The following is a 25,826-nucleotide window of genomic DNA, read 5'->3' on the forward strand; positions in this document are numbered from 1 at the left end:
AGAAGAAAAGGTTAATGATTTAGTAAAAATAACAGTGGAATATCTTGAAAGATTGAAGTAAAGTGGGCACGCATATTTTACTTTTACATGTAAAAGTAAAACCATTATCATTAGTTGCAATGATGGGATCGTTTAAGCGAATGTCTATTTTTAAAAGTATTTGTATATTAGAGTTTACGGTTGTTTCTCTTTATTTACGTAGTGGGGCAGGAAGAAGACGAAAAGTATCGAATGAATGTACATATGTAGCATTGTTTGCTTTTGGTGTGAATAGTAGTAAAAGATACGTTGAACTATTTTAAACGGTAACAAAAGAGCGATTAAATAATAGAGGGAGCAACTTACATGGAAAATATATTAAAAGTATCTTCAAAATCAAAACCAAATTCAGTGGCAGGTGCAATTGCAGGTGTACTAAGAACAAGTGGAAATGTAGAAATTCAAGCGATTGGGGCGGGTTCTTTAAATCAAGCAATAAAAGCAATTGCGATTGCAAGAGGATTTGTCGCACCAAGTGGTATTGACTTAGCCTTTGTTCCGGCATTTCAAGAGGTTACTATTAATGATCAAGAAAGAACGGCGATTAAATTAATTATAGGCCCTAGAAGGAAAAGGTAATTGCAGCAATTCAGTATTGAAATGACATTTTAAATAACAAACAAAAAGTGTCACAAATGCTTATAAAATAGGCATTTGTGACACTTTTATAGTTTTGTGAGAATAAAAACTTCTAAAACTGCTCATTCTTCTCCCAAGATTCCACAATATAATGTGCAATCGTCGGATTAAATCCTTTCCCAACTAAAAACATAATCGCAGCAACTTCTGTCAAAGCATGTTTGTGTGATGTATGTTTTGCTTCATTTAAACCGTAATCTACCCAAGGTTTTACAAAATCTAGTACAGGTTTCTTTAAAGGTAAAAACTGTGTACCGACAACTTGTTGAATTTGTTGTTGCGTTGGTTCTGTAATTGGTCCAGGTGGTAAGATTTGAGGCTGTGTAATATCGAATGTAGGTCCAGGTGGTAAAATTTGTGGTTGAGTTGGATCAATTGTTGGTGGTTTAGGTGGTGAGACACGTGCGTCGTAGTTTGGTTGATACATTTGTTGTTGGTATTGCGGTTGTTGAGACTGAGTTTGGTATGGGTTTTGTTGAAATTGTTGTTCTTGATTTTGTGGTGCTGTATATGGATTTTGTTGATATTCAGTTTCTTGAGTTTGCGGTGTTGCAAATGGATTTCGCTGAAATTGTTGTTCTTGATTTTGTGGTGCTACATATGGATTTTGTTGCTCTTGATACTGCGGTGCTGCATATGGATTTTGAGGGTATTCATAATTTGGGCGTGTGTCGTATGCGTTTTGTTGATAATTAGCTTCTTGGTTTTGCGTTGTTGCGTATGGATTTTGTTCGAATTGTTGTTCTTGTTCCTCATATTGTTCTTCATACCGTTGTTCCTGTTGTTGAGGATAAAATGGTTGCCTTGGGTAAGGCGGTTGATTATTATAGAACATGTTTATTCCTCCTTCATGATGATGCCTACCACCCAGTGTATGGGCGGACAAGAAAATATGTGATGAAAAAATGCGGGCGTGTTACAATAAGTAACTGGGTGAAGATAAAATGACAAAACAAGAAAAGATTCAAAAAACAATTACTTTTGTAAAACATATTTTAGAAAAAGATGCGAGTGGGCATGATTGGTATCATATTGAGCGCGTACATAAACTGGCGATTTCTTTATCCGAGCAAGAAGGGGGAAATCGTTTTATAATTGAAATGGCAGCATTACTTCACGATGTGGCAGATGAGAAGTTAAATGAAAGTGAAGAAGCTGGAATGAAAAAAGTTTCTGATTGGTTAGAAGAGTTACATGTGGAAGAAGAGGAAAGTAAACATGTTCTTCATATTATTGCCAATATGTCTTATAAAGGTGGTCATGGCGGCAAAGTGGGGTCACTTGAAGGGAAGATTGTTCAAGATGCGGATCGCTTAGACGCTCTTGGAGCAATTGGAATAGCTCGTACATTTGCGTATGGTGGAGCGAAAGGGAGATTAATGTATGATCCAACTATTCCGCCGCGTGAAGTGATGACGAAAGATGAATATAGAAAAAATAACGATCCATCTTTAAATCATTTTTATGAAAAACTTTTAAAACTAAAAGACTTAATGAACACGAACGCAGCGAAACAAGAGGCTGAAGTTCGTCATCGTTATATGGAACAGTTTATTGAACAATTTATGAAAGAGTGGAATGCACAAATATGAAAATGTTAACTGTGGAAAACTTATCGAAATCATACGGAGAAAAACCGTTATTTGATGGATTATCATGTAGTATTACAGAAGGACAACGTGTTGGAATTATTGGTGTAAACGGTACTGGTAAATCGACATTATTAAAAATTATTGCAGGGTTAGAAACTCCTGATACAGGAGATATGACGCATTCACGTGGTTATACAATTAGTTATTTATCACAGCAACCAGAGTTTGATGAAAAACTAACAGTATTAGAGCAAGTGTTCCATGGTGATACACCTTTAATTCGTCTTCTTCGTGATTATGAACAATCGTTATTAAATATCGAAAAAGATCCAAGTAATGAAAAAGTACAGGAACAATTATTTGCAGTGCAGCAACGTATGGATGCAATGAGTGCATGGGAAGCAAATGCAAGTGCGAAATCTCTTTTAACGAAATTAGGAATTACAGATTTCACTGCAATTGTTGGGAATTTATCTGGTGGACAGAAAAAACGTATCGCAATGGCACAATGTTTTATTGAAACACCTGATTTATTAATTTTAGATGAGCCTACGAACCATCTTGACCATGAGACAGTTGAATGGTTAGAAGAATATTTAGCAAGATATACAGGTGCGGTATTACTTGTAACCCATGATCGTTATTTCTTAGATCGTGTGACGAACCGTATTTTTGAATTAGATAATGGTAAACTATATAGCTACGAAGGAAACTATAGCACATTTTTAGAAGCGAAAGCACTTCGTGAAGAGCAAGAAATTGCGCAAGAATCAAAACGTCAAAACTTATATCGCCGCGAACTAGCATGGATTCGCCGTGGTGCAAAAGCTCGTTCTACGAAACAAAAGGCACGTATTCAACGATTTGATGAGTTAAAAGGTCAAGAAGGCCCGGCTGCAAAACAGTCAGTTGATATTGCGCTTAGCGGGAGTCGCCTTGGCAAAAAAGTACTTGAGTTAAAAGATGTAACGAAAAAATTCGGTGATAAAACGGTATTACACAACTTTAATCATATTGTGAAACCAGGAGATCGTATCGGAATCATTGGAGCGAATGGAAGCGGAAAATCTTCTCTATTAAATATGCTTGCAGGTAAGTTAGCTCCTGATAGTGGTGAAGTTGAAGTAGGACAAACTGTAAAAGTTGCTTATTATACGCAAGAAAATGAAGAAATGAATTTAAATCAGCGTATGATTGAATACATTAAAGAGATTGCAGAAGTTATTCATACGACAGATGGAAAAGTAATTGGTGCATCTCAAATGCTAGAACGTTTCTTATTCCCGACGCATTCACATGGTACACCGCTTGGTAAACTATCTGGTGGTGAAAGAAGACGTTTATATTTATTACGTATTTTAATGGGAGAACCAAACGTACTATTACTTGATGAACCTACGAATGATCTAGATACACAAACATTAACAGTACTGGAAGATTATTTAGAAGATTTCCCAGGTGTCGTTTTAACTGTATCGCATGACCGTTACTTCTTAGATAAAGTAGTAGATGAATTGTTCATCTTTAGTGGCAGAGGCGAAGTGCGTGAATTCCTAGGTAGTTATACGGACTATTTAGAAATGGAAAAGATGAAAGAACTTATTGAGAAGGCCGAAGTTCAAAAAGAGAAAAAAGTGGTAGAAGAAGCTCCGAAACAACAACGTAAACGTAAACTTTCATACAATGAGCAGCGTGAATGGGAAACGATTGAAGATACAATTGCCGAGCTTGAAGAGAAAATTGAGTCAATTGGAGAAGAACTTGCGAAAGTTGGATCTGACTTCACAAAGGCACAAGAATTATCTGAAGCACAGCAGAAAACAGAAGAAGAGCTAGAAAAAACGATGGAAAGATGGAGTGAACTATCAGACATCGTTGAAGGATTAAAATAAAAACAAGCTGCATATATTGAAAAGTAAAGAGAAAAACTTTACACTATTGGTAGAACCTATTTTAGGAGGGAAAAAATGAGAACATCTAATCCAATGTTGAAAAAAGAGGCATTCCGTAAAGAGGGAGCAAGCGCTTCTGCGATGACAATTGGCGGAACAGTAGGCAAAACGTTTATTATGCTTATCTTGCTACTTGCAACGTCTGTCTATTCATACATACAGATGATTGAGGGCACGATGAAAATGCCGGTGCTAATTGGTGCATTAGTAATTGCAGCAATCATCGCATTTGCGTCTATGTTCTTCCCACGTATTTCACCTTTTGGTGCACCAATCTATGCAGCAGTAGAAGGGGTTGTATTAGGAAGTATTTCAGCGGTTTATACAATGAAATTTGGCGATTCTATCGTTTTAAATGCTGTATTACTAACAATCTCAATTCTATTTGCAATGTTAGTGTTATATGCAACACGTGTAGTAAAAGTAACGGATAAATTCCGTACAGGCGTGATGGCAGCAACACTTGGAATTATGGTTATGTATTTAGTCGTATTTCTTCTAAACATGTTTGGTGTAACTGTGCCGTACATTCACCAAGGTGGTACAATTGGTATTATTATTAGTGCAGTTGTTATCGTAGTTGCTGCATTAAACTTATTACTAGATTTCGATTTAATCGAAAATGGTGTACGTAGTCAAGCTCCGAAATATATGGAGTGGTACACTGCGATGGGACTAATGCTTACATTAGTTTGGTTATACTTAGAAATTCTTCGTTTCGTTTCTTACTTTACGAAAAATGACTAATAAAAAATCCTGCATGAAAAATGCAGGATTTTTTTATTTTCAAAGATATATTGAACGTATGGTATAATATGGATGTTATCAACGTGAATTGAAGGAGATGGAATATGATGAAAGAGAAGAAGGGGATTATGAAAAAACTATTTTCTAAAAGTTTTTTCATAGAACTAGATGAAGATTTAGCGTATCCATCATCAGAAGTTATTACTTCAGCGATTGAAGGATATGCAACTGAATGCAATGAAAGACTAAAGTTTGAGAGTAAAGTTAAACCGATTACTTTCTACTTAGAAAATGTAATGTACCGTGCTGAAATAAAGATGGCTCGCGGAGGGTATTACATATCTTGTAGTGAAGTGTAATAAATTTTGAAACCATACATGTTTGAAATATGTATGGTTTCTTTTTTTGTTTTGTAAGGTCTAAAATAATATTTTCTACTTACGGATATATCATTTTGTGCTTTTTACCATTCATATTTTTCTCCTTACAATGAAGAAAAATATGTGAGGTGGTATAACTTATGATGAATCGAGTTGTATTAATCGGTAGATTGACAAAGGAGCCAGAATTATACTACACAAAGCAAGGCGCCGCTTATGCAAGAATATGTGTTGCGGTGAATAGAGGTTTTCGAAATAGTTTAGGTGAGCAACAAGTAGATTTTATTAATTGTGTCGTTTGGAGAAAATCGGCTGAGAATGTAACTGAATATTGTAAGAAGGGATCACTCGTTGGGATTACAGGGCGTATTCAGACGAGTAATTACGATGATGAACAAGGCAAGAGAATATATAGAACTGAAGTTGTGATTGAGAGTATTACCTTTTTGGAGAGAAGGCGGGAGGGGCATCACAATAAGATGGGACTTTAAATAATGGATTTGGGAGAATTAGGTGGAAAGGGAAAGTATGATGATGGAAAGAAATCAGCAAAATAAAGCATCCGAGTAGGTTTAGAGAGGTGGAACATGTTACAATACACGTAAGAACACGCAATAAAGGAGAGTTTTTTACGTGAAGATTAAAGCAATTGAACCGACGCCAAGTCCAAATACAATGAAAGTTATTTTGAATGAAGTATTACCATCAGGAGCGCGTAATAATTATACAAATGAAAATAAAGAACAAGCACCAATGCAAGTGCAAGAAATTTTGAAAATTGAAGGCATTAAAGGTGTATATCATGTAGCCGACTTTTTAGCAGTGGAGCGAAATGCGAAGTATGACTGGAAAGTTTTATTACAACAAGTTCGTGCTGTTTTCGGTGAAGAGGTAGTAGAAGAAAGTGAAGAACAACAACTTGCTCATTTTGGGGAAGTGAAAGTGTTTGTTCAAATGTTCTTTACAATTCCAATGCAAGTAAAGTTAACAGATGGAACAACAGAAGAGCGTGTGGGCTTACCTGATCGTTTTAAAGAATCAATTATGAAAGTACAAATGTCTGCACCAAACGTTGTAAAAGAGCGTAAATGGGTGGAACAAAGTACACGTTACGGTAATTTAGAAGAAATAGGGAAAGAAGTAGTAGAAGAGATTGTTGCTGCTTATTCAGAAGAACGTGTAAATGAGACGGTTAAAGAATTATTAAATCAGGCAGGGGCTGTTGAAGTAACGATTCAAAAGCGTGAGCCATATAAAGTAACAGAAGAGATGATGAAAGATGCTGACTGGAAAAAACGTTTTGCAGCATTAGAACAAATGGATCCTACTGAAGAAGATATGCCAGTGTTAAAGATGGCGTTAGATGATGAAAAAGTTTCGATCCGCCGCTTAGCAACAGCGTATTTAGGTATGGTAAAAGGTGATGGAGTATTGCCGTTATTATATAAAGCGTTATTAGATCGTTCAGTAAGTGTTCGCCGTACAGCGGGCGATTGCTTATCAGACGTAGGTGATCCAGCAGCGATGTTCGTTATGATTAAATCTCTGAAAGATTCAAGTAAATTAGTACGCTGGCGTGCAGCGATGTTCTTATTTGAACTTGGAGATGAAAGTGCGATTCCTGCATTAAAAGCAGCGCAAGATGATCCAGAGTTTGAAGTAGCGATGCAAGCGCGTCTAGCATTAGAGCGTATTGAAGGCGGAGAAGAAGCAAAAGGCTCTGTATGGAAACAAATGACGGAGTCTCGTAAAGGGGAATAATGTATGATTATTTTCTATGATAGTTGGTGTCCGATGTGTACGGCGGTTGCAGAACGTACGAAAAAACTAGATAAAAAGGGTAAGATGAAATTTGTTTCATTTCGAGATGAAGATGTAGTTGAGAAGTATGAACTTTCTCAAGAACTACAAAGTAAGATGGAACAAAGATTGTATATTTTAAAAAATAATAAGTGGTATGATGGAATTCATAGCATACATGTATTAGCAAAGACCGTTCCATCTTACTGGTTTGCTGTGCCTTTTATAAAATTATCTATCGTACTCGGATTTGGCAGTAAAGTATACGATTATATCGCTAATAATAGAAAACTTGTCCCAGTTGGACATTGCCGTGAAGGGGTTTGTGAAATTCCTACAAAAAAATGAAATCATCGTAATCTTTCTTTTGCACCTAGTAATAGAGCGTGATATGATGAATTTGGAATGAAAGTTGAAGGAGAGATTACAAGATGTCAAATGCTTATGAAGAATACATGCGCCAAATGGTAATCCCAATGCGTCAAGAATTAGTGCGTTCTGGGTTTGAAGAGTTAACTACAGAAGAAGCTGTAACAGAATTTATGGAAAACACAGCAGGTACAACTTTAGTAGTTGTAAACTCAGTTTGTGGTTGTGCAGCTGGTTTAGCACGTCCATCAGCAGGTCAAGCAGTTGTTCGTGCTGAAAAACAACCCGAGCATCTTGTAACTGTATTCGCAGGCCAGGATAAAGATGCTACTGCAAAAATGCGTGAATACTTCGGAGAAATTCCTCCATCTTCACCATCTATGGCATTGTTAAAAGGAAAAGAAGTTGTTCACTTCATTCACCGTCATGAAATTGAAGGTGCAACTATGGACGAAATTATTACGAACTTAGAACAAGCTTTCGAAAAGAATTGCTAAAGAAGGGGGAGAGTAAATCTCCCTCTTTTCTTTATATAGAGGTGAAAAAATGATCGTAACAACAGCAGGAAGAACCAACAAAGAAATGACAGATTATGCAAGCAAGGTAGCAGCAGAATTAAATCGTTCTTTCGTTAAACGTAATGACATACCAGTACATAAACTACATGAGCAGTATGAACAAGATGTACTTGTTGTAGGGAAAAACCGATTAGCTATTTATCCGAGAGGAACGGAAGAGTCGTTTTTCTTTCATCCAAACTCAGCGATGTTTCGTGTGAAAAGGTTAATGCGCGGAGAACATGATCCGTTTGTACAAGCCACGCAATTAGAGAGCGGAATGACAGTGTTAGATTGTACGCTTGGCATGGCATCAGATAGTATTGTAGCTAGTTATATTGTTGGTGAAAGCGGAAAAGTAACGGGACTTGAAGGCAATGAGTATATGGCTTATATTATGGAAAATGGTTTGAAAACATGGTCTTCATCTGTTTCTGAAATTGATGAGGCAATGCAACAAATCGATGTGAAGCAAACGGAGCATTACTCATTTTTAAAACAATGTGAAGATAATAGTTATGATGTCGTTTACCTTGATCCAATGTTCGAAGAAACTGTTATAGAATCAGATGGAATAAAAGGATTAAAACACTTCGCTTTGTATCATGATATTACTGACGAAACAATTGCGGAAGCGAAGCGTGTGGCGAGAAAGCGTGTCGTTTTGAAAGATCATTTCCGTAGTTCTAGATTTGAAAAACATAATTTTCAAGTATACAAAAGAAAAAGTGCTAAGTTTCACTTTGGTGTAATTGACCCTTGCTAATTGTTTGAAAAGATGTATAATAAGCAATAATTAATTAAATATACTGTCTGTGATGAAGAGAGTAGTCTTTTTTTGAAGGAAAGCGAGCTAGGGATGGTGTGAGCCTAGTGCGGAAGAAAAAGATGAAGCGCACTTCGGAGACGCTTCTTGAACGAATAGTAGAGTAAGCCGAGGCCCCCTGTCCTCGTTATAAACGGGAAAGTGGTTCTTAACGAACAACAAGGGTGGTACCACGGGTTAAAACTCGTCTCTTTTTTAGAGACGAGTTTTTTGTGTTTTAAAAAATAAGGAGGTTAAATCATGGATTATAAAATGCAGTTTGCGGAAAGTTTATCTAATACTTTCACGAATGAATTAACGCAAAAACAAATTTTGGATTTAATTGAAACACCGAAACAAGATGAATTTGGAGATGCAGCGTTCCCATGCTTTTCATTAGCGAAGCAATATAAAAAAGCACCGGCTATTATTGCAAAGGAAGTTGCTGAGAAATTAAATGATCCGTTTTTTACGAAAGTAGAAGCCGTTGGTCCTTATGTAAATGTATTTTTTAATCGTGAAACTGTCAGTGATGCAGTATTGAAAACGGTTTTAGCGGAGAAAGAAGAGTACGGTCAAAACCATTTTGGATGTGAAAAAACAGTAGTAATTGATTATTCCTCTCCTAATATTGCAAAGCCTTTTTCGATGGGGCATTTACGTTCTACGATGATAGGTAATTCACTGAAACATATCGCTGAAAAATGCGGCTATGAAGTTGTAGGAATTAATTATATTGGGGATTGGGGAACGCAGTTTGGAAAGTTAATTACTGCTTATAAAAAATGGGGAAATGAAGCAGTAGTTAAAGAGGATCCAATCCGTGAATTATTTAAGTTATACGTTCAATTCCATGAAGAGGTAAAAGACGACGAAGAACTAGAAGAAGAAGGGCGTGCTTGGTTTAAGAAATTAGAAGAAGGTGATGAAGAAGCTGTTGAGCTTTGGAATTGGTTCCGTCACGAATCCTTAAAAGAATTTTCTCGTATTTATGAACTTCTCGGTGTTGAATTTACTAATTTTCAAGGAGAAGCTTTTTATAACAATTTAATGGAAGATTTTATTGGGATTTTAGAGGAGCATGATTTGCTTGAAGAGTCAGAAGGCGCGTTAGTCGTTAATTTAGAAGAAGAGGGAATGCCGCCTTGCTTAATAAGAAAATCAGATGGTGCGACGATTTACGCAACACGTGACTTAACGGCAGCTGTATACCGTCAAAACACATATGCGTTCGATAAAGCGTTATATGTAGTTGGCCCAGAACAAAGTTTACATTTTAATCAATTTTTCACTGTATTAAAAAAGCTTGGTTACAATTGGGTTGAGGGTATGGAACATGTACCGTTTGGGTTCATTTTAAAAGACGGTAAGAAAATGTCGACACGTAAAGGAAGAGTTATTTTACTCGAAGAAGTACTTGAGGAAGCAATCGAACTTGCAAAACAAAATATTGAAGAGAAAAATCCAAACTTAAAACAAAAAGAAGAAGTAGCAAAGCAAGTTGGTGTTGGAGCAATTATCTTCCACGATTTAAAAAATGAGCGTATGCATAATATTGAATTTTCATTAGAAAACATGCTGAAATTTGAAGGTGAAACAGGGCCGTATGTACAGTACACACATGCACGCGCTTGCTCTATTTTAAGAAAAGAAAGTGTAGAATTTGAAACGTGTACGTTTGCCTTAAAAGATGATCATAGCTGGAGCGTTGTAAAATTACTGAATAAATTCCCACAAGTAATTGAAGTAGCCTTCAACAAAAATGAGCCATCGGTTATTTCAAAATATGTATTAGATGTAGCACAATCGTTTAATAAATATTATGGAAATGTGCGTATATTAGAAGAGAGTGAAGAGAAAGACAGTAGACTTACATTAGTGTATGCTGTGACAGTTGTGTTAAAAGAGGGATTACGTTTACTTGGGGTGGATGCTCCTGAGGAGATGTAAAGCAGATAGGTATACGTATCATAGTAGATATGTATGCCTATTTATTTTGATAGAAAATGTGAAAGCAGAAGTTTAAATGTATTACATTTAAACTTTTCTAGAATTGTTTTAAGTGTAGGAATGTCCATATTAAATGGAGAATTGTAATGTCATATATATAAAGGAGGCGTTAAATTTGGAAACGTACGATTGGAACAGTAAACTAACATATTTAAAAAACACAAGAGATTTATATTACAATGACGATTATGTAAGCTTTTTAGTAAATACAGTTTGGAAGATTACTAAGCCCGTACATATCGTAGATTTCGGTTGTGGATATGGCTATTTAGGTTTAGTTTTGTTACCTTTACTTCCAGCAGGTTCAAAGTATACAGGTATTGATAGTGGAGAAACATTACTAGCTGAAGCGAGAGAGTTGTTTCGTTTACTTCCGTACGAGTCAGAATTTCTAGAGGGAGATGCTATAGAAATTGAATTGAACAATACATATGATATAGCAATCTGTCATGCCTTCTTATTACATATGAGTTCACCAAAAACGATGCTACATAAAATGATGCATTCAGTTAAAAGGAACGGAAAAATAATCTGTTTTGAACCACATTGGATATCAAATATGTCTTCATACTCTTTAGGTGGAGAGAATCAATCGGAAATTATTAGGCTAGGAGCTTTGCAAAAGTTATTTGAAAGTGACACGCAGAGAAGCGGAAAAGATGGAATATTGGTATGAAAATACCGATGTTTTTAAGTGAACTAGGTGTAAAAAATATTCAATGTAGAGTAAGTGATAAAGTAAACTTTTTAGATTCTAATATGCATCGTAATGGTAAAGAAAAGTTGTATCACTCCTTAAAAGAAGAGGGGATTGCAGGAGATCCAGGTGATAAACAGCAATTTATAGAACGTTTAATGGCTAGAGGGTTAACATATGATGATGCGCTAGCTCAATATGAAGCAGAACTACGATTTTTTAAAGTCTTTCATCTACATTCCTCTTTAGTATATGCTCCGAATATGAAAATTACATTTGGTGAAATAGTATGTTAAAAGGCAGCTATATGTTGAGGGGCGTCATTATATGTCGGTAAATCGATATCCACCGTATAATCGCCGATATATTTTCATGTACGGATTTCAGCTTCCAAAAGATAAGATCCTCATGTTACGTTATTCCATATAATCAAACAAAATACAGAGAAAAACAATCATTTTTACTATATTTTGTTATAAATTCGAATAATATTAAATAATACTATCCATTATAGGATATTTTAGTTGAATACCGACAATATGATGTGTAAAATCTAAGCAAGTAGCAGTATAAATAAATATTCGAGGTGAATACATGCTAGATTTTAAGCAGTTAGATGCTTGTTTGAAAGACAAGAGATTTATAGATGGATTACAGGAAATAAATAATGAAATTTTATATATAAAAGAAAAGAATACTTTATCTTATTTGAAGAACTGGCTTGCTAATATTCCTTCGCATAAGGAGTTTGATATATTAATACGCCTGACTGATGAAGGGCTTATGCACCAATACAGTTCATTCCTCATTCGCTACGCCTATAAAAAATTCCCAAATTTGAGAACGCTCTCTTTATATTGTGATGAGTTAATTGATGAACGAAAAATACTTGAAGTAGAACAGTTGTTAAAAGAATCATTAGAAGAGGTAAATAAAGAAGAAATAGAAGTTGATCTTTTAGCGAAAACATATTTTACGTTAGTACGATGTTTGTTGGAAATGAAACGAAATGAAGAAGCCCTAATCTATATGCAAAAGGCAGAGGAGTACAGTGCACGTGCCGTATTTGATAAATGGGGCTACGTTTATATGCATACAGGTGAATGGGAGAAAGCAGAAGAACAATTTATAGCTGGTATGCAGCATAAAGATTGTGAAGAGCTATCTACCTATTTATTATCACAGTTATATGCGAATCAAGGAGAACAAAAACGTGCATTACAGCTAATTGATGATGCGATTGTAAAGTTCCCGCAAGTACCATATTTTCATTTTGAAAAGGTAAAATATTTATTAGATTTAAGGAAGTATGAAGAAATGTTAGCGGTAATAGATAATATAAATAATCAGCTTCCTTATCATGCGTATAAAGCTTACTTTGTACATTTACGTGCAGAAGCGCTTTACAAAATGAATAAACTTGCAGATTTACAACAGTTATTAAAAGAAGAAAAAAGTTTAAAAGAGTCTTTATATCATAATTTAGAAAAAAATCCAGATGGAAAAAAGGTGCACTTACCTATAGTTCCTATTGTACAAAAGGATAATTATTGTGTTCCGACAAGTTTAGAAATGATGTTGCAGTTATGGGGAGAAAAACGTACACAAGATGAAATAGCAGAGTTTATTTTTGAGATGACAGGCTCGAAGTTTTCAGATACTGTTTCGTATTTAGAACAATTAGGTTATGAATATCGTTATTTTAAAGGTAATGAGGAAAATTATAAGAGACTGCTGGATGAAGGGATTCCTGTTTTATTAAGTATAGATATTGAGCATGCTTCACATGTGCAAGTACTATCTGGATATGATGATACGTTACAAGCTTTTTATGTTCAAGATCCAAACTTTATCGAACCAGTTATTGTGGAATATAGTAAGTTGCAAGAAAAATATCGTTACACAGGATGTTTAGCGATTACGTTTGTTCCGAAAGGAAAGAAGGAGCAACTAGCATTTTTAAATGAAGGAGAAAATCATTATTTTAAATCTATTTTTTCTCTTACGGATCATTTAGATGAACATGATAGAGAGGGGATTCATAACTTAGTACAATTTTTAAAAGAGACGAGTGATAATCCGAATACGTGGTTATATACGGTTAAGCACTTAGATGTTGAGGTAGATAATGAGTTTATTTTATCTTGTATTGAAAAGTTAATGGAGAAGTTTCCGAACTCAGATTTTGTTAAATTGCATGGTGCACAGTGCTTTATCCGCCTTCAAGAATTAGAAAAAGCTGGACAAATGCTCGCGAGTGTGGAGAAGAAAAATAATCGTGCTTTATATCATTTAATAAACGGAAGATACGCTTTTGAACAGGAAAGTTATATAGAAGCGATTTCAAGTTTTCGTTCCTCATTACAATTAGATGCAGATCAGCCGATTGCATGGAGTTTTCTCGCTTTATCATATACGTATATTGACCAATCTGAAAAGGCGTTGCAGTTTTCTCAAGTTGCTTTAGAACGTAGTCCAGAAAGATTCACTTTAACGAATCATGGGTTAATATTAATAGATTTAGAAAGATATGAAGAAGCGTATGAAATCTTTAACGATCTGTTAAAAGAGTATAAAAATGAGGCACATGTATGGTATGAGCGAGCGAGATGTGCACATCATTTAGGGAAATTACATCTAGCGATAAAAGGGCTTAAAATAGCGATTCAGTTGGATAGTAATGCACCTTACATTTATACGAAACTTTCGGAAATATACGAATCTGATTTGAAGGATGAGGAAAGTACGAAAGAAATTTTATTAAAAGGTATTGAGAATTGTGACGATAAGGCACCTTTATACGTAAAATTAGGTGACTATCATTTTCAAAATGATAGTCTGGAAGAAGCGGAAGTATTGTATAAGCGTGCTTTAGAAGAAAATGATGAGGATGTTTATTCTCATTTCGGACTTACACAAGTTTATATGGCAAGAGAACAATACAAGGAAGCGAAAGAATATATTCTCGGTATTGAAAAACAAATTGAAAAGAGTCAAGATTTTCTAATGAATGCGGGAATGGTTTTATGGGATGCTGAAGTTGAACTTGGTGGAAGTGAAGAAGGATTTAAAGTAGCATTGTCTAAGTTAGAGAATGGTATAAAGCAGAGTGAATATAATGTAGCAAGTGCGTTAGATGAATATGTGAATCGAATTAAAGGAACGGTATTTGTACAAAGAGGAATAGCATTCTTAAGCACGTTATACAAAGAAAGAAATGAAGTAAGTGAATACGGTTGTTATATAGGTATTTTATATGAATCTATTGGGCAGTACGGCCAAGCGATGAAAAGATATAAAAGGGTGATAGAGCAAAAAGAAACGGCATTACCGTATTACCGAATTGGTGAAACACTTATGGCATTAGGGCAATTGACAGAAGCGAAACAAGCGTATGAAACATGTTTAGAGCTTGATGGGAATTTCGTAGGGGTACATTTACAGCTTGCGGAAATATACGAAAAAGAAGAAAATCGTTCTAAAGAACAAAGTCATATGGTTCAGGCGATGAAAGAAGAGCCGTTGCATATTAATATGGAATATTTGGCACAGCTTTCAGTAGAAATGAATCTTCAGGAAGAATTGCTGACGGAATTAGAACAATTAACGGACGAAGTACCTGAAATATGGCGATTAGATGCGATTGCATATGTGTATGGAGCGATGGATGAAATAGATAAAGAACAGGCATGGATTGAATACGCGCTACAATTAGATGGTGAGCATACAGAAGTTCTATATCATTATGCAAAAGTGTTAGTGAAAAATAGAAATGAAAAAGCAATTGAGATTGCAATGAAAGTGATACAAAAAGATGTAAATAATGAACGTATATTTGAGGTATACGTAAAAGCGATAGAACAACATAAGAAATTGTCTAACATACGAGATTTTCTTCATACAGTAAAAGTGAAAAAAGCAGAAAGAAGTATGGCATTTATGTATGCTGCATCTGCGGTGACGGAAAGATGGATTGAACGTCAACAAAATGAACAGCCGAAGAAATCCATAATTACGAGAGCTTTTTATCGAATGAAAAACCGTGCGAAAGAAATTTCGATTATTACTACAATTATTGATTTGTATGAAATTTCGTTAAAGTTAAATCAAAAAAATAGTATGGCAGCGCAGCGATTTGCACTATTTTACGGGAATGTGGCGATGTATAAAGAGGCGATAGATGTATTGCAAACATCGTTAGAAAATCAATGGGATTACGATGTAGCGAAGCAACTTGTAAATCTTTTCATAGAGTGTGAGGAAGAAGATATGTTACGGGATGCTTCAGAATTAACGAAGCAAATGGTTCGAGAGTTACCAGATGATTATGATACGCTTCTTTTACAAGCACAAGTATTCTTTAAAATAGGGGAAGAAAGAAAAGCAGAAAAGATTACCTTACAGTTAACGGAGCAAACACCGTTTGTAAGTAGAGCGTTTCTTGCTTTAGGAGAAATGTATCAAAGTCAAGAAAGGTTTGAAGAGGCGATTCATATATTAGAAAATGCTTCTATACATCATCCGAATGAAACAGCAATTCTTCTTTCTTTAGCGTCTTCATATCATGGTGCCGGACAAACACTAAAGTCAGAAAAAATAACAAATGATGTATTAACAATGGATGCAAGTAATTTGTTAGCAAGATACGATCGTGCTTGTTATTTAGCACAGTTAAACAGAATTGAAGAGGCGAAGGAAGAGCTTGAAATTGTTCTTCGTGAGGATGAATCAGGATTCTTTGCTGAGCTTATTGAAGAAGATGAAGATTTAGCTGGAATACGAGAATTTGAAAAGTAATTGTATAACAATCGCGAAAAAGGGCATAAATAAAAATATATTTTGAATTAGTTGACAATTCATTGCCTAATGGCATAAAATAGCTTTTAACAAAGTATACAAATCTGAAGACGAGAAAGAGTAAAATAGTGTACTGTTCCCCAGAGAGCCGGTATGTTGCTGAAAGCCGGTGTTCAGACGTTATTTGAAAATCATCTCCGAGGAGCCGAGGCTGAAAATAAGTAAGCCCGGACGGATGTCTACCGTTACAAAGAACACGTATGACAGTACGTTGCTAAGTGCTATTAGTTAAGAGCTAATAGAATTAGGGTGGTAACGCGGGTAAACCCGTCCCTACTTTATAGGGACGGGTTTTTTGTGTGCTTTAAAACATTCAAAGGAGTGATTGTAGATGAAGAAAGTAGATGTAAAAGAGTCAGCTGTAGGGAGAGAAACACGTATTCGTAAGCAGTGGAACGAGCAAAGTATTTTCGAGCAATCAATTCAGAATCGAGAAGGCGCACAATCTTTTGTGTTTTATGAAGGACCACCAACGGCGAATGGATTACCGCATGTAGGTCATGCACTTGGACGGACAATTAAAGATGTAGTAGCAAGATATAAAACGATGGCTGGTTATAAAGTGTTAAGAAAAGCGGGATGGGATACACACGGTTTACCTGTAGAATTAGGTGTTGAGAAGCAACTCGGTATTTCTGGTAAACATGAAATCGAAGAGTATGGAATTGAGCCATTTATTCAGAAGTGTAAAGAGAGTGTATTCACATATGAGAAGCAGTGGCGTGAATTCACTGAAAGCATCGGTTATTGGGTAGATATGGATGATCCATACGTTACGTTAGAGAATCCATATATTGAAAGTGTATGGCATATTTTAGGAACGATTCATGAAAAAGGCTTATTGTATAAGGGACATAGAGTTTCACCATATTGCCCAAGTTGTCAAACTTCACTAAGTTCACATGAGGTTGCACAAGGGTATAAAACAGTAAAAGATTTAAGTGCAACAGTTAAGTTTAAAGTGAAAGATAGTGAAAATGAGTATTTCCTAGGTTGGACAACGACACCTTGGACACTTCCAGCAAATGTTGCGCTCGCTGTACATCCAAATATGGAATACGTGAAAGCGAAACAAGAAGGTCATGTATACATTGTTGCGAAAGAACGTGTACAAGATGTATTAAAAGAAAACTATGAAGTACTATCTGTCCATAAAGGTGAAGAATTAGTAAACACATCTTATGTGCCGCCATTTCTAATGAAAGAAGTTACAAATGGCTACCACGTTATCGCAGCAGATTTTGTCACGGCAGATAGTGGTACAGGACTCGTTCATATCGCTCCAGCATATGGGGAGGACGATTATAGAGTCGTTCAAAGTGCAGGATTGTCATTCTTACATGTTGTAGATGAGAAAGGTGAGTATACAGAAGCAGTACCATTTTTGAAAGGGAAATTTGTAAAAGATTGTGACGTGGATATCGTTCGTTATTTAGCGAAGGAAGGCTTACTATATCATAAAGAAAAGTATGAACATAGCTACCCACATTGCTGGCGTTGTGATTCACCACTTCTTTATTATGCAGGAGAGAGTTGGTTAATCCGAACAACTGCAATTAAAGATACATTTTTACAAAATAACGATTCTGTTACTTGGTATCCAGATCATATGAAACATGGACGCTTTGGTAAGTTTTTAGAAAATATGGTGGACTGGAATATTAGCCGAAATAGATATTGGGGAACACCATTAAACGTATGGGAATGTGAAAGTTGCGATCATCAATTCGCACCGAAAAGCATTGCTGATTTAAGAAAGCACAGTACGAAAGAAACACCGGAAGATTTAGAATTGCATAAGCCATATGTAGATGAAGTGCAAGTATGCTGCGAAAAATGCGGAAGTACAATGAATCGTACACCAGAAGTAATTGATGTTTGGTTTGATAGTGGTTCCATGCCATTTGCACAATATCATTATCCATTTGAAAATAAAGAGTTATTTGAAGAACAGTTTCCAGCAGATGTAATTGCAGAAGGCATTGATCAAACACGCGGATGGTTTTATAGTTTATTAGCAGTATCAGCACTATACACAGGAAAAGTACCGTATAAACGCGTTCTATCACTTGGGCATGTATTAGATGAAGAAGGACAGAAAATGTCTAAGAGTAAAGGGAATGCACTAGATCCAGTTGATTTAGTCAATCAGTTTGGTGCAGATGCTTTAAGATGGGCGCTACTCGTTGATAGTGCTCCGTGGAATGCGAAGCGTTTTTCTGAAAGAACAGTACTAGAAGCAAAATCTAAATTTGTGGATACATTAGTCAATGTGTATAGCTTCTACGTTTTATATGCAAATTTAGATGAGTATAATCCGAAAGAAACGTATGATGTAAAGCGGACGAAATTAGATGAATGGGTATTATCAAGATTGCATAGCACAACGAAAAAAGTGAGAACAGCACTTGATGATTATCAATTTACGAATGCAGCTCGTGAAATCGCGGCACTTGTAGATGAAGTAAGTAACTGGTACGTAAGACGATCACGTAATCGTTTCTGGGAATCTGGTATGAATGCCGAAAAAGCAGCTGCGTATGAGACACTTCATGAAGTGCTTGTGACAATTAGTAAATTAATCGCACCATTTACACCGTTTGTCGCTGAAGATATTCATTTAAATTTAACTGGAAGTAGCGTTCATTTAGGGGATTATCCAGTTGTGAATGAATCACTACTTCAGCCGAAATTAGAAGCAGAAATGGATGCAGTTTTACAAGTTGTTGAACTTGGAAGAAGTAATCGTAATCAGCATTCTTTAAAAGTAAAACAGCCATTAGCGGAACTTGTATTACTAGCACATAATGAGAATGATATGGATTGGGAATCGTATCGTGATATCGTCATGGATGAACTAAATGTCAAAGCGTTCCATGTTGAACTCGATGAAACGAAATATACGTCCTATCAATTAAAGCTGAACTTTAAAACAGCTGGGCCGAAGTTTGGTAAAAATGTGAACGCAGTAAATACATGGCTAAAACAATTATCAAAAGAAGAAGTAGAGCACTTTGTATCTACAGAAAGAGTAGTTTACGAAGCTGCACCAGGAGAAGAAGTAGTTGTAACAGCTGAAGATGTAGTAGTCGAGAAAGTCGCGAAATCAGGATTTTCTAATACGACTAACGGACAATATACAGTTATGTTAGATACGAATGTAACGGAAGAATTGTTACAAGAAGGAGTAGCGCGTGAATTCATTCGAGCAGTTCAAGAATATCGTAAACAGTTAAATTTACCGGTTAATTTACGAGTAGATGTTATTCTTGATACAGAGGAAGAACTACAACGAACATTAACGAACCATAAAGATTTATTGGAAGAAAATTTACTCGTTAAGCAATTTACATTTGATCACTTAACGAATGAAGACGATGAACTATCTTTAGGTGAAGAGAAAGTTCGAATTAAATTAAGTGCGGCTCATTAAAGAAAAAGGAAGTTGGAATGATTCCAACTTCCTTTTTTGTATGATGGAACTTTATCCGGCTAATTTCCTCATAATCCATTCGATAGGGCCTCTAGAAAATTTCTTTCTCCATAACACACTAATTAAAATGCTGAAAATGAAAAATGCAGTAGCAAATAATAAAACGAATAGTAGTGATTGATGTTCCATTCTATTTAATAGAATTAATGTCCCAATACCGATAAATACATGACTGACATAATGAGTTAATGTTAATTGTCCTGTTTGTACAATGGAGGTGACAAAAAAATTATTTGTATATTTTTCAGCGATATTGAGGCAAATGATTAATATAGCAATAGCGGATCCTGTAGCAGATAAAATATATAATATGTTTGGTAAGATGGGTCCTGTATTAAATAAAAATGTGGCGGCCTCTTTGCCGATGTATGGAATAAAAAAGTGTGTAAGTCCTTTTGATAAAAGTTCTGTCAATATTGTGATTGTAATACCGAGTAAGAGTAATCTTTCTCTAATTTTCTTATTATGAAGATCTAACCTGCCAATTAACATACCGATTAAGAAGAACGAGAACCAAGGAAAAATTGGGTGATATCCATTAAAGAATAAATTGCGAAGAAAACCCTTTATTGTCCAGAAGTCTACATAGTTTATAAATGGAGTTGGACCTCCCCAGCCCTCGAAAGTATTAAAAGTAAGCTGAAGAGATTGTGCGATGAGTAGGATAATAATAGATAGCAATAGTAATACTTTTTTGCGTACTGTAATAAGGAATGCAGCGACGAAAAGGTAAACACCGTAGTAGTGTAATATATCCCCAGTCCACTCCATTACATATAGTAGTAATCCTAAAATAAATAAGAATAGTGATCGTTTCCATATGGTCTTTCGACTACTAGAAATGTTTATTTGTTCATTGCTAGCAACGGCTGACCTAGTCATTAAAGTTATACCGATGCCTGCAAGTATGACAAACAAAGCAGAAGCTCTACCTTCAAATATTGACATGAAGGTTATTAAAAAAGGGGGACCATTTCCTTCTGCACCTGTTATCACCATGAAATTGACAAGTAGCATACCAAACATCGCCAAAGCTCTAGCAAAATCTAAGCCGATAATGCGCTTATTTGTATTCACTTCAATCCCTTCTTTCAAAAATGCTATTTACAGCTTCAATCCAAATTTGTTTATAATCTATCTTTGCGTCAATCATCATAAAATTTCCGATATTATCAAGCACTAATGCTAACATATGAGCTTTTGAAACTAGATTTTTATTTTCAATTAATTGAAGTTCATTTGCTTTTGTAAGGAGTACTTCAAATCCATGTAAATATTCTGTTTGCACAGTTAGTAATCGATCTTTGTACATATTGTTTCTGGAAGATAGTAATACAAATTCTTGCAACACAAGATCAAAATAAGGGTCGTTTCGCTGTTCATCAATTATTTTAAGGCCAATTGCAATACATTTTTCAATAAAATTTGATTTTGTAAACTCTTCTGTATGGAAATACGAAGAGAACTGTATAGCGTTACATAATTCAGTAAACATACATTCAATTAAAGCATCTTTAGACTTAAAGTAGTAATATATAGATGGTTTTGCGATACCAACCTCCTCACCAATCATCGTATAAGTTGTTTTAGCAATACCGTACGTAGCAAAAAGGCGATAACTTGCTTCCATTATTGAAGAGAGTGTTTCTTCACTTTTACTCATATAGATCCTCCTAAAAAAGGTTATTTAAATCGTATCATTTATAAATGATTTTTTCAACCTACCGTTAGGTAAAAAAATAGTTTGTTTCTTTAGACCGTAATATGAAAAGTTTCAGGGGGAAGGAATGGATTTAGAAATTTCTTTCTAAAGTATTGTTTTCACTTTACACATAAATATTGAGAAAATTTCACTTACCCTAAATGGAAAGGTAATAGAATTGTTTATAGAGAATTACTCGTAGATTCAATTTTTATCCCCCCCATTTTGTGGGGAATACTTGCCTAGTGGTAATGGGATAAGGTTGGGCTACTTTATTAGGGGGAGTGGTTCTATGTTTAATAAAAAAATGGTGGCAATGGCGATGACTGTGCCGTTAGTTATGGGGACGATTTCTACGGTTTCGGCATTGGAAAAACAACAGCAAGTAAAGCTAGAAGCTTATTCGCCACAGAAGAAAGCAACTGAATATTTAAAAGAAAATGCTGTGCAGTATGGATTAAAAGCAGACCTTTCAGACTTACAATATATTTCTACAACAGAAACGTCAGTAGCTTCATATGTTAGGTTCCAACAAGTTGTGAATGGTGCACCTGTATTTTCCAAACAAATTACAGTTACTCTTAACGGAGAGGGAAAGGGAGTACTTGCTGTTTCTGATTATCAATCCGTCAAAGGTGTGAAGGAAGTAACGACAAAAATTAGTGAAAAGGATGCAATACAAAAATCAATGGCGTATGTTGGAGAAGCAAGTGAACAAAACTTATGGGCTCCTACAGAGAAAGAATTCGGATATATTGTTGAAGAGGGAATTGCTCGTCCAGTATATAAAGTGGTAGTCCATTCTAATAATCCATTTGGTGCATGGGAAACATTTATTGATGCAGAAAATGGAAAGTTAATTAAAAAGGTTGATATAAACCGAAAAGCTGAAGGGTCAGGAAAAGTATTTTTACCTAACCCAGTCGTATCTAGCGGTAGTAAAGTAGGTTTAAAAGATAATAATGATGCAGATTCAACTGCGCTAACGAACCAATTGAAGACTGTTACGTTAAAAGGCTTAGATGGAACAGGATTTTTAATTGGAGAGTATGTAACGATTTCTTCAAAGGCAAAAACAAAATCTACAAATTTACAATTTAACTATACACGTGCATATGATAGCTTTGAAGATGTTATGTCCTATTATCATATCGATACATTACAGCGTTACATTCAAGGGTTAGGTTTTAAAAATATTAATAATCGCTCTATTAAAGTGAATGTGAATGGAACGACAGATGACAACTCATTTTATTCTCCGACAACGAAAGCTTTAACTTTTGGTACTGGCGGAGTAGATGATGCAGAAGATGCTGGTATTATCGCACATGAATACGGACATTCAATTCAAGATAACCAAGTTCCTGGCTTTGGTAGTTCAGCAGAAGGCGGAGCGATGGGAGAAGGATTTGGTGATTTCTTAGGTGCTACGTATGAAGATGCAGTATCAACTACAGGATACGGAAAAGCATGTGTTGGAGAATGGGATGCGACTGCTTATTCTAGTTCAGATCCAACGTGCTTACGCCGTTTAGATACGAATAAAGTGTATCCGAAAGATGTTACAAATGAGGTACATGATGATGGTGAAATTTGGGCTCAAGGTCAATATGAGATGGCACAAGCTTTTGGACGTGATGTTGCAACGAAAATTATTTTACAATCACACTGGTCATTAACACCAAACTCTAAATTCAATGATGGAGCAAAAGCGATTAAGCAAGCGGATGCTCTTTTATATGGCGGACAACATGCTGCTGATATCGATCGTATTTGGGCAGCGAGAGGAATTAGTACGAATTAATATAAAAAGTCGTGGCGTTTATAAGCCACGACTTTTTAATTTGCTTAAGAACTGGTACTGGTAAAGTAAGCTATATGAATGCTAATGTAAATTCATCCGTATTCTAGTTATTTTTTTCATCTTTAAAAACAAAATGCTCTTTAAATTTTCTAGACTCAACTTTTTGACCGTTTCTCATAGAGCGGAAAGGGTGTTCTTGCCAAGTAATGATTACATCAACTACATCTGCTTTTGTAGCAACTGGAAAATTAGCATGTCTAAATCCAGTTTTTCCACTCGCTAAACGACTTTCCTTTAGGGAAAAGAGTTCATATTTCGTTTTTGTTTTTGGCTCGTTGCGGAATACTTCGACTTGCACGTTATATACTTCACTGTTTCCAACATTTTTTACTGAAAATTGATATGTTTGAAATTCATCTTTTTTAGCTTGAAGCGTCTTTTTTCTTATTTTTTTTGGTTCATCAATATTCACTTGCCATTGATCAGAGTTTTGGGAGATTGGTAAAGCTTTTGGTGAGTAGGCGTACGTTTCATTCACTACAATTAGACATAACAAAAGAAGAAAGAAACTAATCGCTTTTTTCATATAAACACCTCGCTATGAAATTTTTATCCCGCTATTTACCGGACAGTCAGACCCTCCATCTCAAAATTCAGGGAAAGCAAAGAAGTTAGGTGGGGGGCTGTCCGTAAAAGCCCGATTGGTTCAACTAATAATCAGTGGGGATGAACCCCTACTGATTAAAGTTTCACTTTATTAATATGCGTAAATGAAAATGAATTTATGTAATAAAATGGAAAAAGGTGATGATTTGATTCAAATGAATTTGAAAAAACTTGAAGAGATAGTAGATGGAGAAGGATTACACGAATCGTTTCATCATATAGAAATACATGGTGTCTGTATAGATTCCAAAAGCATTAAAGAAGGAAATTTATTTGTTCCAATCATTAGGGTGAAAGATGGACATGATTATGTGAAAGAGGCAATGGATAATGGAGCTGTCGCTTCCTTATGGAAAAAGTCTTATGGTACTCCGCCAAAAGGGCTGCCGATTATATTTGTAGATGACACTTTGTTTGCTTTGCAACAATTGGCAAAATTTTATCGGAATGAATTAGGTGTAAAAGTAATTGGTATTACAGGTAGTAACGGAAAGACAACAGTTAAAGATATAATAGGAGGCATTTTAAGTTCAACTTATAGAGTGCATAAAACGAAGGGAAATTTAAATAGTCAAATCGGTTTGCCGTTAACAATTTTAGAAATGAAACGAGATACAGAGTTTTTAATACTTGAAATGGGAATGAGTGAAAAAGGACAAATTCGAAATCTATCACGAATAGCGCAGCCGGATGTAGCGATCATTACAATGATTGGACAGTCACACTTAGAAACGCTTGGATCAAGAGAAGAGATTGCGAAGGCTAAATTAGAAATTATTGATGGTTTAAAAGATGAAGGACTATGTTTGTATAATGGTGATGAACCATTGCTTTTGAAAAATAAGAATCTATCGAGTATAAATTGTAAGGCATTTGGTGAAAAGTATACAAACGATTTGTTTCCAACAAACGTGCAATTAGATGAATATGGTGTTCATTTTAAATTAAATGATTCAAAAATACAGTACGATGTTCCCTTACATGGAAAACATAATGTTTTAAATACGATTGTCGGGATCGCTATAGGTCAATATCATAATGTCCCTACAGAAAAAATACAGGAAGCATTGCGTCAAGTAAATATTACTCATATGCGCTTTCAATTTTTAACTGCTAAAACAGGTTTTACAATTATTAATGATGCGTGGAATGCTAGTCCCTCTTCAATGAAGGCTACAATTGAAACGTTTCAGAGATTAAATGCTTATAAGAAAAAAATCATAGTAATTGGGGATATGTTGGAGTTAGGGAAGAATGCTGAAACATATCATAGAGAAATTGGTAAAATGCTAAATCAAGAGAGCATTCAATATGTATTCACTTTTGGAGAATTAGCTGAAATTGTAGCGGAAGAAGCGAGAAAGAAATATGATACAGGAAAAATACAGTCATTTAATAACAAAGCCAAGATAGCAGAGGAAGTATTAAAAGTTATAACGAAAAAGGACATCGTATTATTAAAAGGCTCACGTGGAATGGCGTTAGAGGAGATTGTACAAAATTGGATATGAAAAATGAAAATATATTTAAAAAGGCTTGCGTTTTACAAAACAAAGAGATAGAATACTCTGTAAATATAAAAAGTGAGGATCAGGAAAAGTACATGATGCAAAGGTCTACAGAGAGCAATCGGTTGCTGAGAAGATTGCGATACCGCATGATGGAAAGACACCTGTGAGTGTTGCTTTGAACGTGATAATTAGTAAAAGCAAACGGT

20 protein-coding genes, 1 pseudogene and 3 other annotated features (1 of these 24 only partly in view) are annotated in these 25,826 nt (G+C 35.3%); of the genes and pseudogenes, 17 read left to right on the forward strand and 4 right to left on the reverse strand.

The genetic code is table 11. The features are described 5' to 3' along the window. The first annotated feature begins 62 nt into the window (after positions 1 to 62). Together KZZ19_RS10375 and spoVS are read left to right on the forward strand one after the other, a co-directional pair. Complete coding sequence (locus KZZ19_RS10375; RefSeq protein WP_088096244.1) at positions 63 to 302, forward strand: hypothetical protein; 240 nt, start codon at positions 63 to 65, stop codon at positions 300 to 302. Between the two features lie 43 nt (positions 303 to 345). After that, the gene (spoVS, locus tag KZZ19_RS10380; RefSeq protein ID WP_088096245.1) at positions 346 to 618 is read left to right on the forward strand and encodes a stage V sporulation protein SpoVS; all 273 of its coding nucleotides are present in this window, start codon (positions 346 to 348) and stop codon (positions 616 to 618) included. A 112-nt stretch (positions 619 to 730) separates the two neighbouring features. On the opposite strand, the gene KZZ19_RS10385 is transcribed toward spoVS, so the two are convergent. Next, positions 731 to 1,513 (reverse strand): hypothetical protein, encoded by a 783-nt coding sequence (locus KZZ19_RS10385; protein ID WP_088096246.1) that lies wholly within the window; start codon positions 1,511 to 1,513, stop codon positions 731 to 733. A 109-nt stretch (positions 1,514 to 1,622) separates the two neighbouring features. Between KZZ19_RS10385 and KZZ19_RS10390 the strand changes: the two genes are divergently transcribed. The 13 genes and pseudogenes from KZZ19_RS10390 to ileS all read left to right on the forward strand — a co-directional run bounded on the left by KZZ19_RS10390 (position 1,623) and on the right by ileS (position 19,877). Beyond that, positions 1,623 to 2,270 (forward strand): HD domain-containing protein, encoded by a 648-nt coding sequence (locus tag KZZ19_RS10390; RefSeq protein ID WP_088096247.1) that lies wholly within the window; start codon positions 1,623 to 1,625, stop codon positions 2,268 to 2,270. Next, positions 2,267 to 4,162 carry an ABC-F family ATP-binding cassette domain-containing protein gene (locus tag KZZ19_RS10395; RefSeq protein WP_237981002.1) on the forward strand — a complete coding sequence of 632 codons (1,896 nt, stop codon included), beginning with the start codon at positions 2,267 to 2,269 and terminating at the stop codon, positions 4,160 to 4,162. Before KZZ19_RS10390 ends, KZZ19_RS10395 begins: the two co-directional genes overlap by 4 nt. Before the next feature lie 75 nt (positions 4,163 to 4,237). Further along, positions 4,238 to 4,969, forward strand: coding sequence for a Bax inhibitor-1/YccA family protein (locus KZZ19_RS10400; RefSeq protein WP_088096249.1), 732 nt, complete (start codon positions 4,238 to 4,240; stop codon positions 4,967 to 4,969). A 104-nt stretch (positions 4,970 to 5,073) separates the two neighbouring features. Next, on the forward strand, positions 5,074 to 5,328 hold the full coding sequence (locus KZZ19_RS10405; RefSeq protein ID WP_237981003.1) for a DUF4318 domain-containing protein: 255 nt from the start codon (positions 5,074 to 5,076) through the stop codon (positions 5,326 to 5,328). Between the two features lie 161 nt (positions 5,329 to 5,489). After that, positions 5,490 to 5,840 (forward strand): single-stranded DNA-binding protein, encoded by a 351-nt coding sequence (locus KZZ19_RS10410; RefSeq protein WP_088096251.1) that lies wholly within the window; start codon positions 5,490 to 5,492, stop codon positions 5,838 to 5,840. Between the two features lie 142 nt (positions 5,841 to 5,982). Continuing rightward, positions 5,983 to 7,110: a conserved virulence factor C family protein gene (locus tag KZZ19_RS10415; RefSeq protein WP_237981004.1), complete on the forward strand. Its 1,128-nt coding sequence runs from the start codon at positions 5,983 to 5,985 to the stop codon at positions 7,108 to 7,110. Positions 7,111 to 7,113: 3 nt separating this feature from the next. Further along, entirely contained in the window at positions 7,114 to 7,497 is a 384-nt protein-coding gene (locus tag KZZ19_RS10420) for a thiol-disulfide oxidoreductase DCC family protein (protein WP_237981005.1), read from the forward strand. A gap of 83 nt (positions 7,498 to 7,580) precedes the next feature. After that, a complete protein-coding gene (locus tag KZZ19_RS10425; protein WP_088096254.1) occupies positions 7,581 to 8,015 on the forward strand; it encodes a BrxA/BrxB family bacilliredoxin in 435 nt (144 codons plus the stop codon). A 49-nt stretch (positions 8,016 to 8,064) separates the two neighbouring features. Continuing rightward, a complete protein-coding gene (locus tag KZZ19_RS10430; RefSeq protein ID WP_237981006.1) occupies positions 8,065 to 8,841 on the forward strand; it encodes a class I SAM-dependent methyltransferase in 777 nt (258 codons plus the stop codon). 40 nt (positions 8,842 to 8,881) lie between these two features. After that, positions 8,882 to 9,096: a binding site (T-box leader), on the forward strand. Between the two features lie 45 nt (positions 9,097 to 9,141). Then, positions 9,142 to 10,830, forward strand: a complete 1,689-nt coding sequence (gene argS / locus KZZ19_RS10435) for an arginine--tRNA ligase (RefSeq protein ID WP_237981007.1) — start codon at positions 9,142 to 9,144, stop codon at positions 10,828 to 10,830. Positions 10,831 to 11,005: 175 nt separating this feature from the next. Beyond that, a pseudogene (locus tag KZZ19_RS10440) lies at positions 11,006 to 11,883 on the forward strand (methyltransferase domain-containing protein). A 298-nt stretch (positions 11,884 to 12,181) separates the two neighbouring features. Further along, the gene (locus tag KZZ19_RS10445) at positions 12,182 to 16,384 is read left to right on the forward strand and encodes a bacteriocin-processing peptidase family protein (RefSeq protein ID WP_098342604.1); all 4,203 of its coding nucleotides are present in this window, start codon (positions 12,182 to 12,184) and stop codon (positions 16,382 to 16,384) included. A gap of 98 nt (positions 16,385 to 16,482) precedes the next feature. Beyond that, positions 16,483 to 16,722, forward strand: a binding site (T-box leader). A gap of 53 nt (positions 16,723 to 16,775) precedes the next feature. Continuing rightward, positions 16,776 to 19,877, forward strand: a complete 3,102-nt coding sequence (gene ileS / locus KZZ19_RS10450) for an isoleucine--tRNA ligase (protein WP_237981008.1) — start codon at positions 16,776 to 16,778, stop codon at positions 19,875 to 19,877. A 51-nt stretch (positions 19,878 to 19,928) separates the two neighbouring features. On the opposite strand, the gene KZZ19_RS10455 is transcribed toward ileS, so the two are convergent. Further along, entirely contained in the window at positions 19,929 to 21,014 is a 1,086-nt protein-coding gene (locus KZZ19_RS10455; protein ID WP_237981009.1) for a DUF418 domain-containing protein, read from the reverse strand. A 1-nt stretch (position 21,015) separates the two neighbouring features. Further along, the gene (locus KZZ19_RS10460) at positions 21,016 to 21,600 is read right to left on the reverse strand and encodes a TetR/AcrR family transcriptional regulator (RefSeq protein WP_237981010.1); all 585 of its coding nucleotides are present in this window, start codon (positions 21,598 to 21,600) and stop codon (positions 21,016 to 21,018) included. A gap of 331 nt (positions 21,601 to 21,931) precedes the next feature. Between KZZ19_RS10460 and KZZ19_RS10465 the strand changes: the two genes are divergently transcribed. After that, positions 21,932 to 23,443, forward strand: a complete 1,512-nt coding sequence (locus KZZ19_RS10465) for a M36 family metallopeptidase (protein WP_237981011.1) — start codon at positions 21,932 to 21,934, stop codon at positions 23,441 to 23,443. Positions 23,444 to 23,546: 103 nt separating this feature from the next. On the opposite strand, the gene KZZ19_RS10470 is transcribed toward KZZ19_RS10465, so the two are convergent. After that, positions 23,547 to 24,029: a hypothetical protein gene (locus tag KZZ19_RS10470; protein ID WP_098342599.1), complete on the reverse strand. Its 483-nt coding sequence runs from the start codon at positions 24,027 to 24,029 to the stop codon at positions 23,547 to 23,549. Between the two features lie 208 nt (positions 24,030 to 24,237). Between KZZ19_RS10470 and KZZ19_RS10475 the strand changes: the two genes are divergently transcribed. Further along, a complete protein-coding gene (locus KZZ19_RS10475) occupies positions 24,238 to 25,620 on the forward strand; it encodes a UDP-N-acetylmuramoyl-tripeptide--D-alanyl-D-alanine ligase (RefSeq protein WP_237981141.1) in 1,383 nt (460 codons plus the stop codon). A 66-nt stretch (positions 25,621 to 25,686) separates the two neighbouring features. Further along, positions 25,687 to 25,826: a binding site (T-box leader), on the forward strand (it continues 72 nt past the right edge of the window).

The sequence above is a fragment of the Bacillus thuringiensis genome (assembly GCF_022095615.2).
GTDB classification, from domain to species: domain Bacteria; phylum Bacillota; class Bacilli; order Bacillales; family Bacillaceae_G; genus Bacillus_A; species Bacillus_A cereus_AG.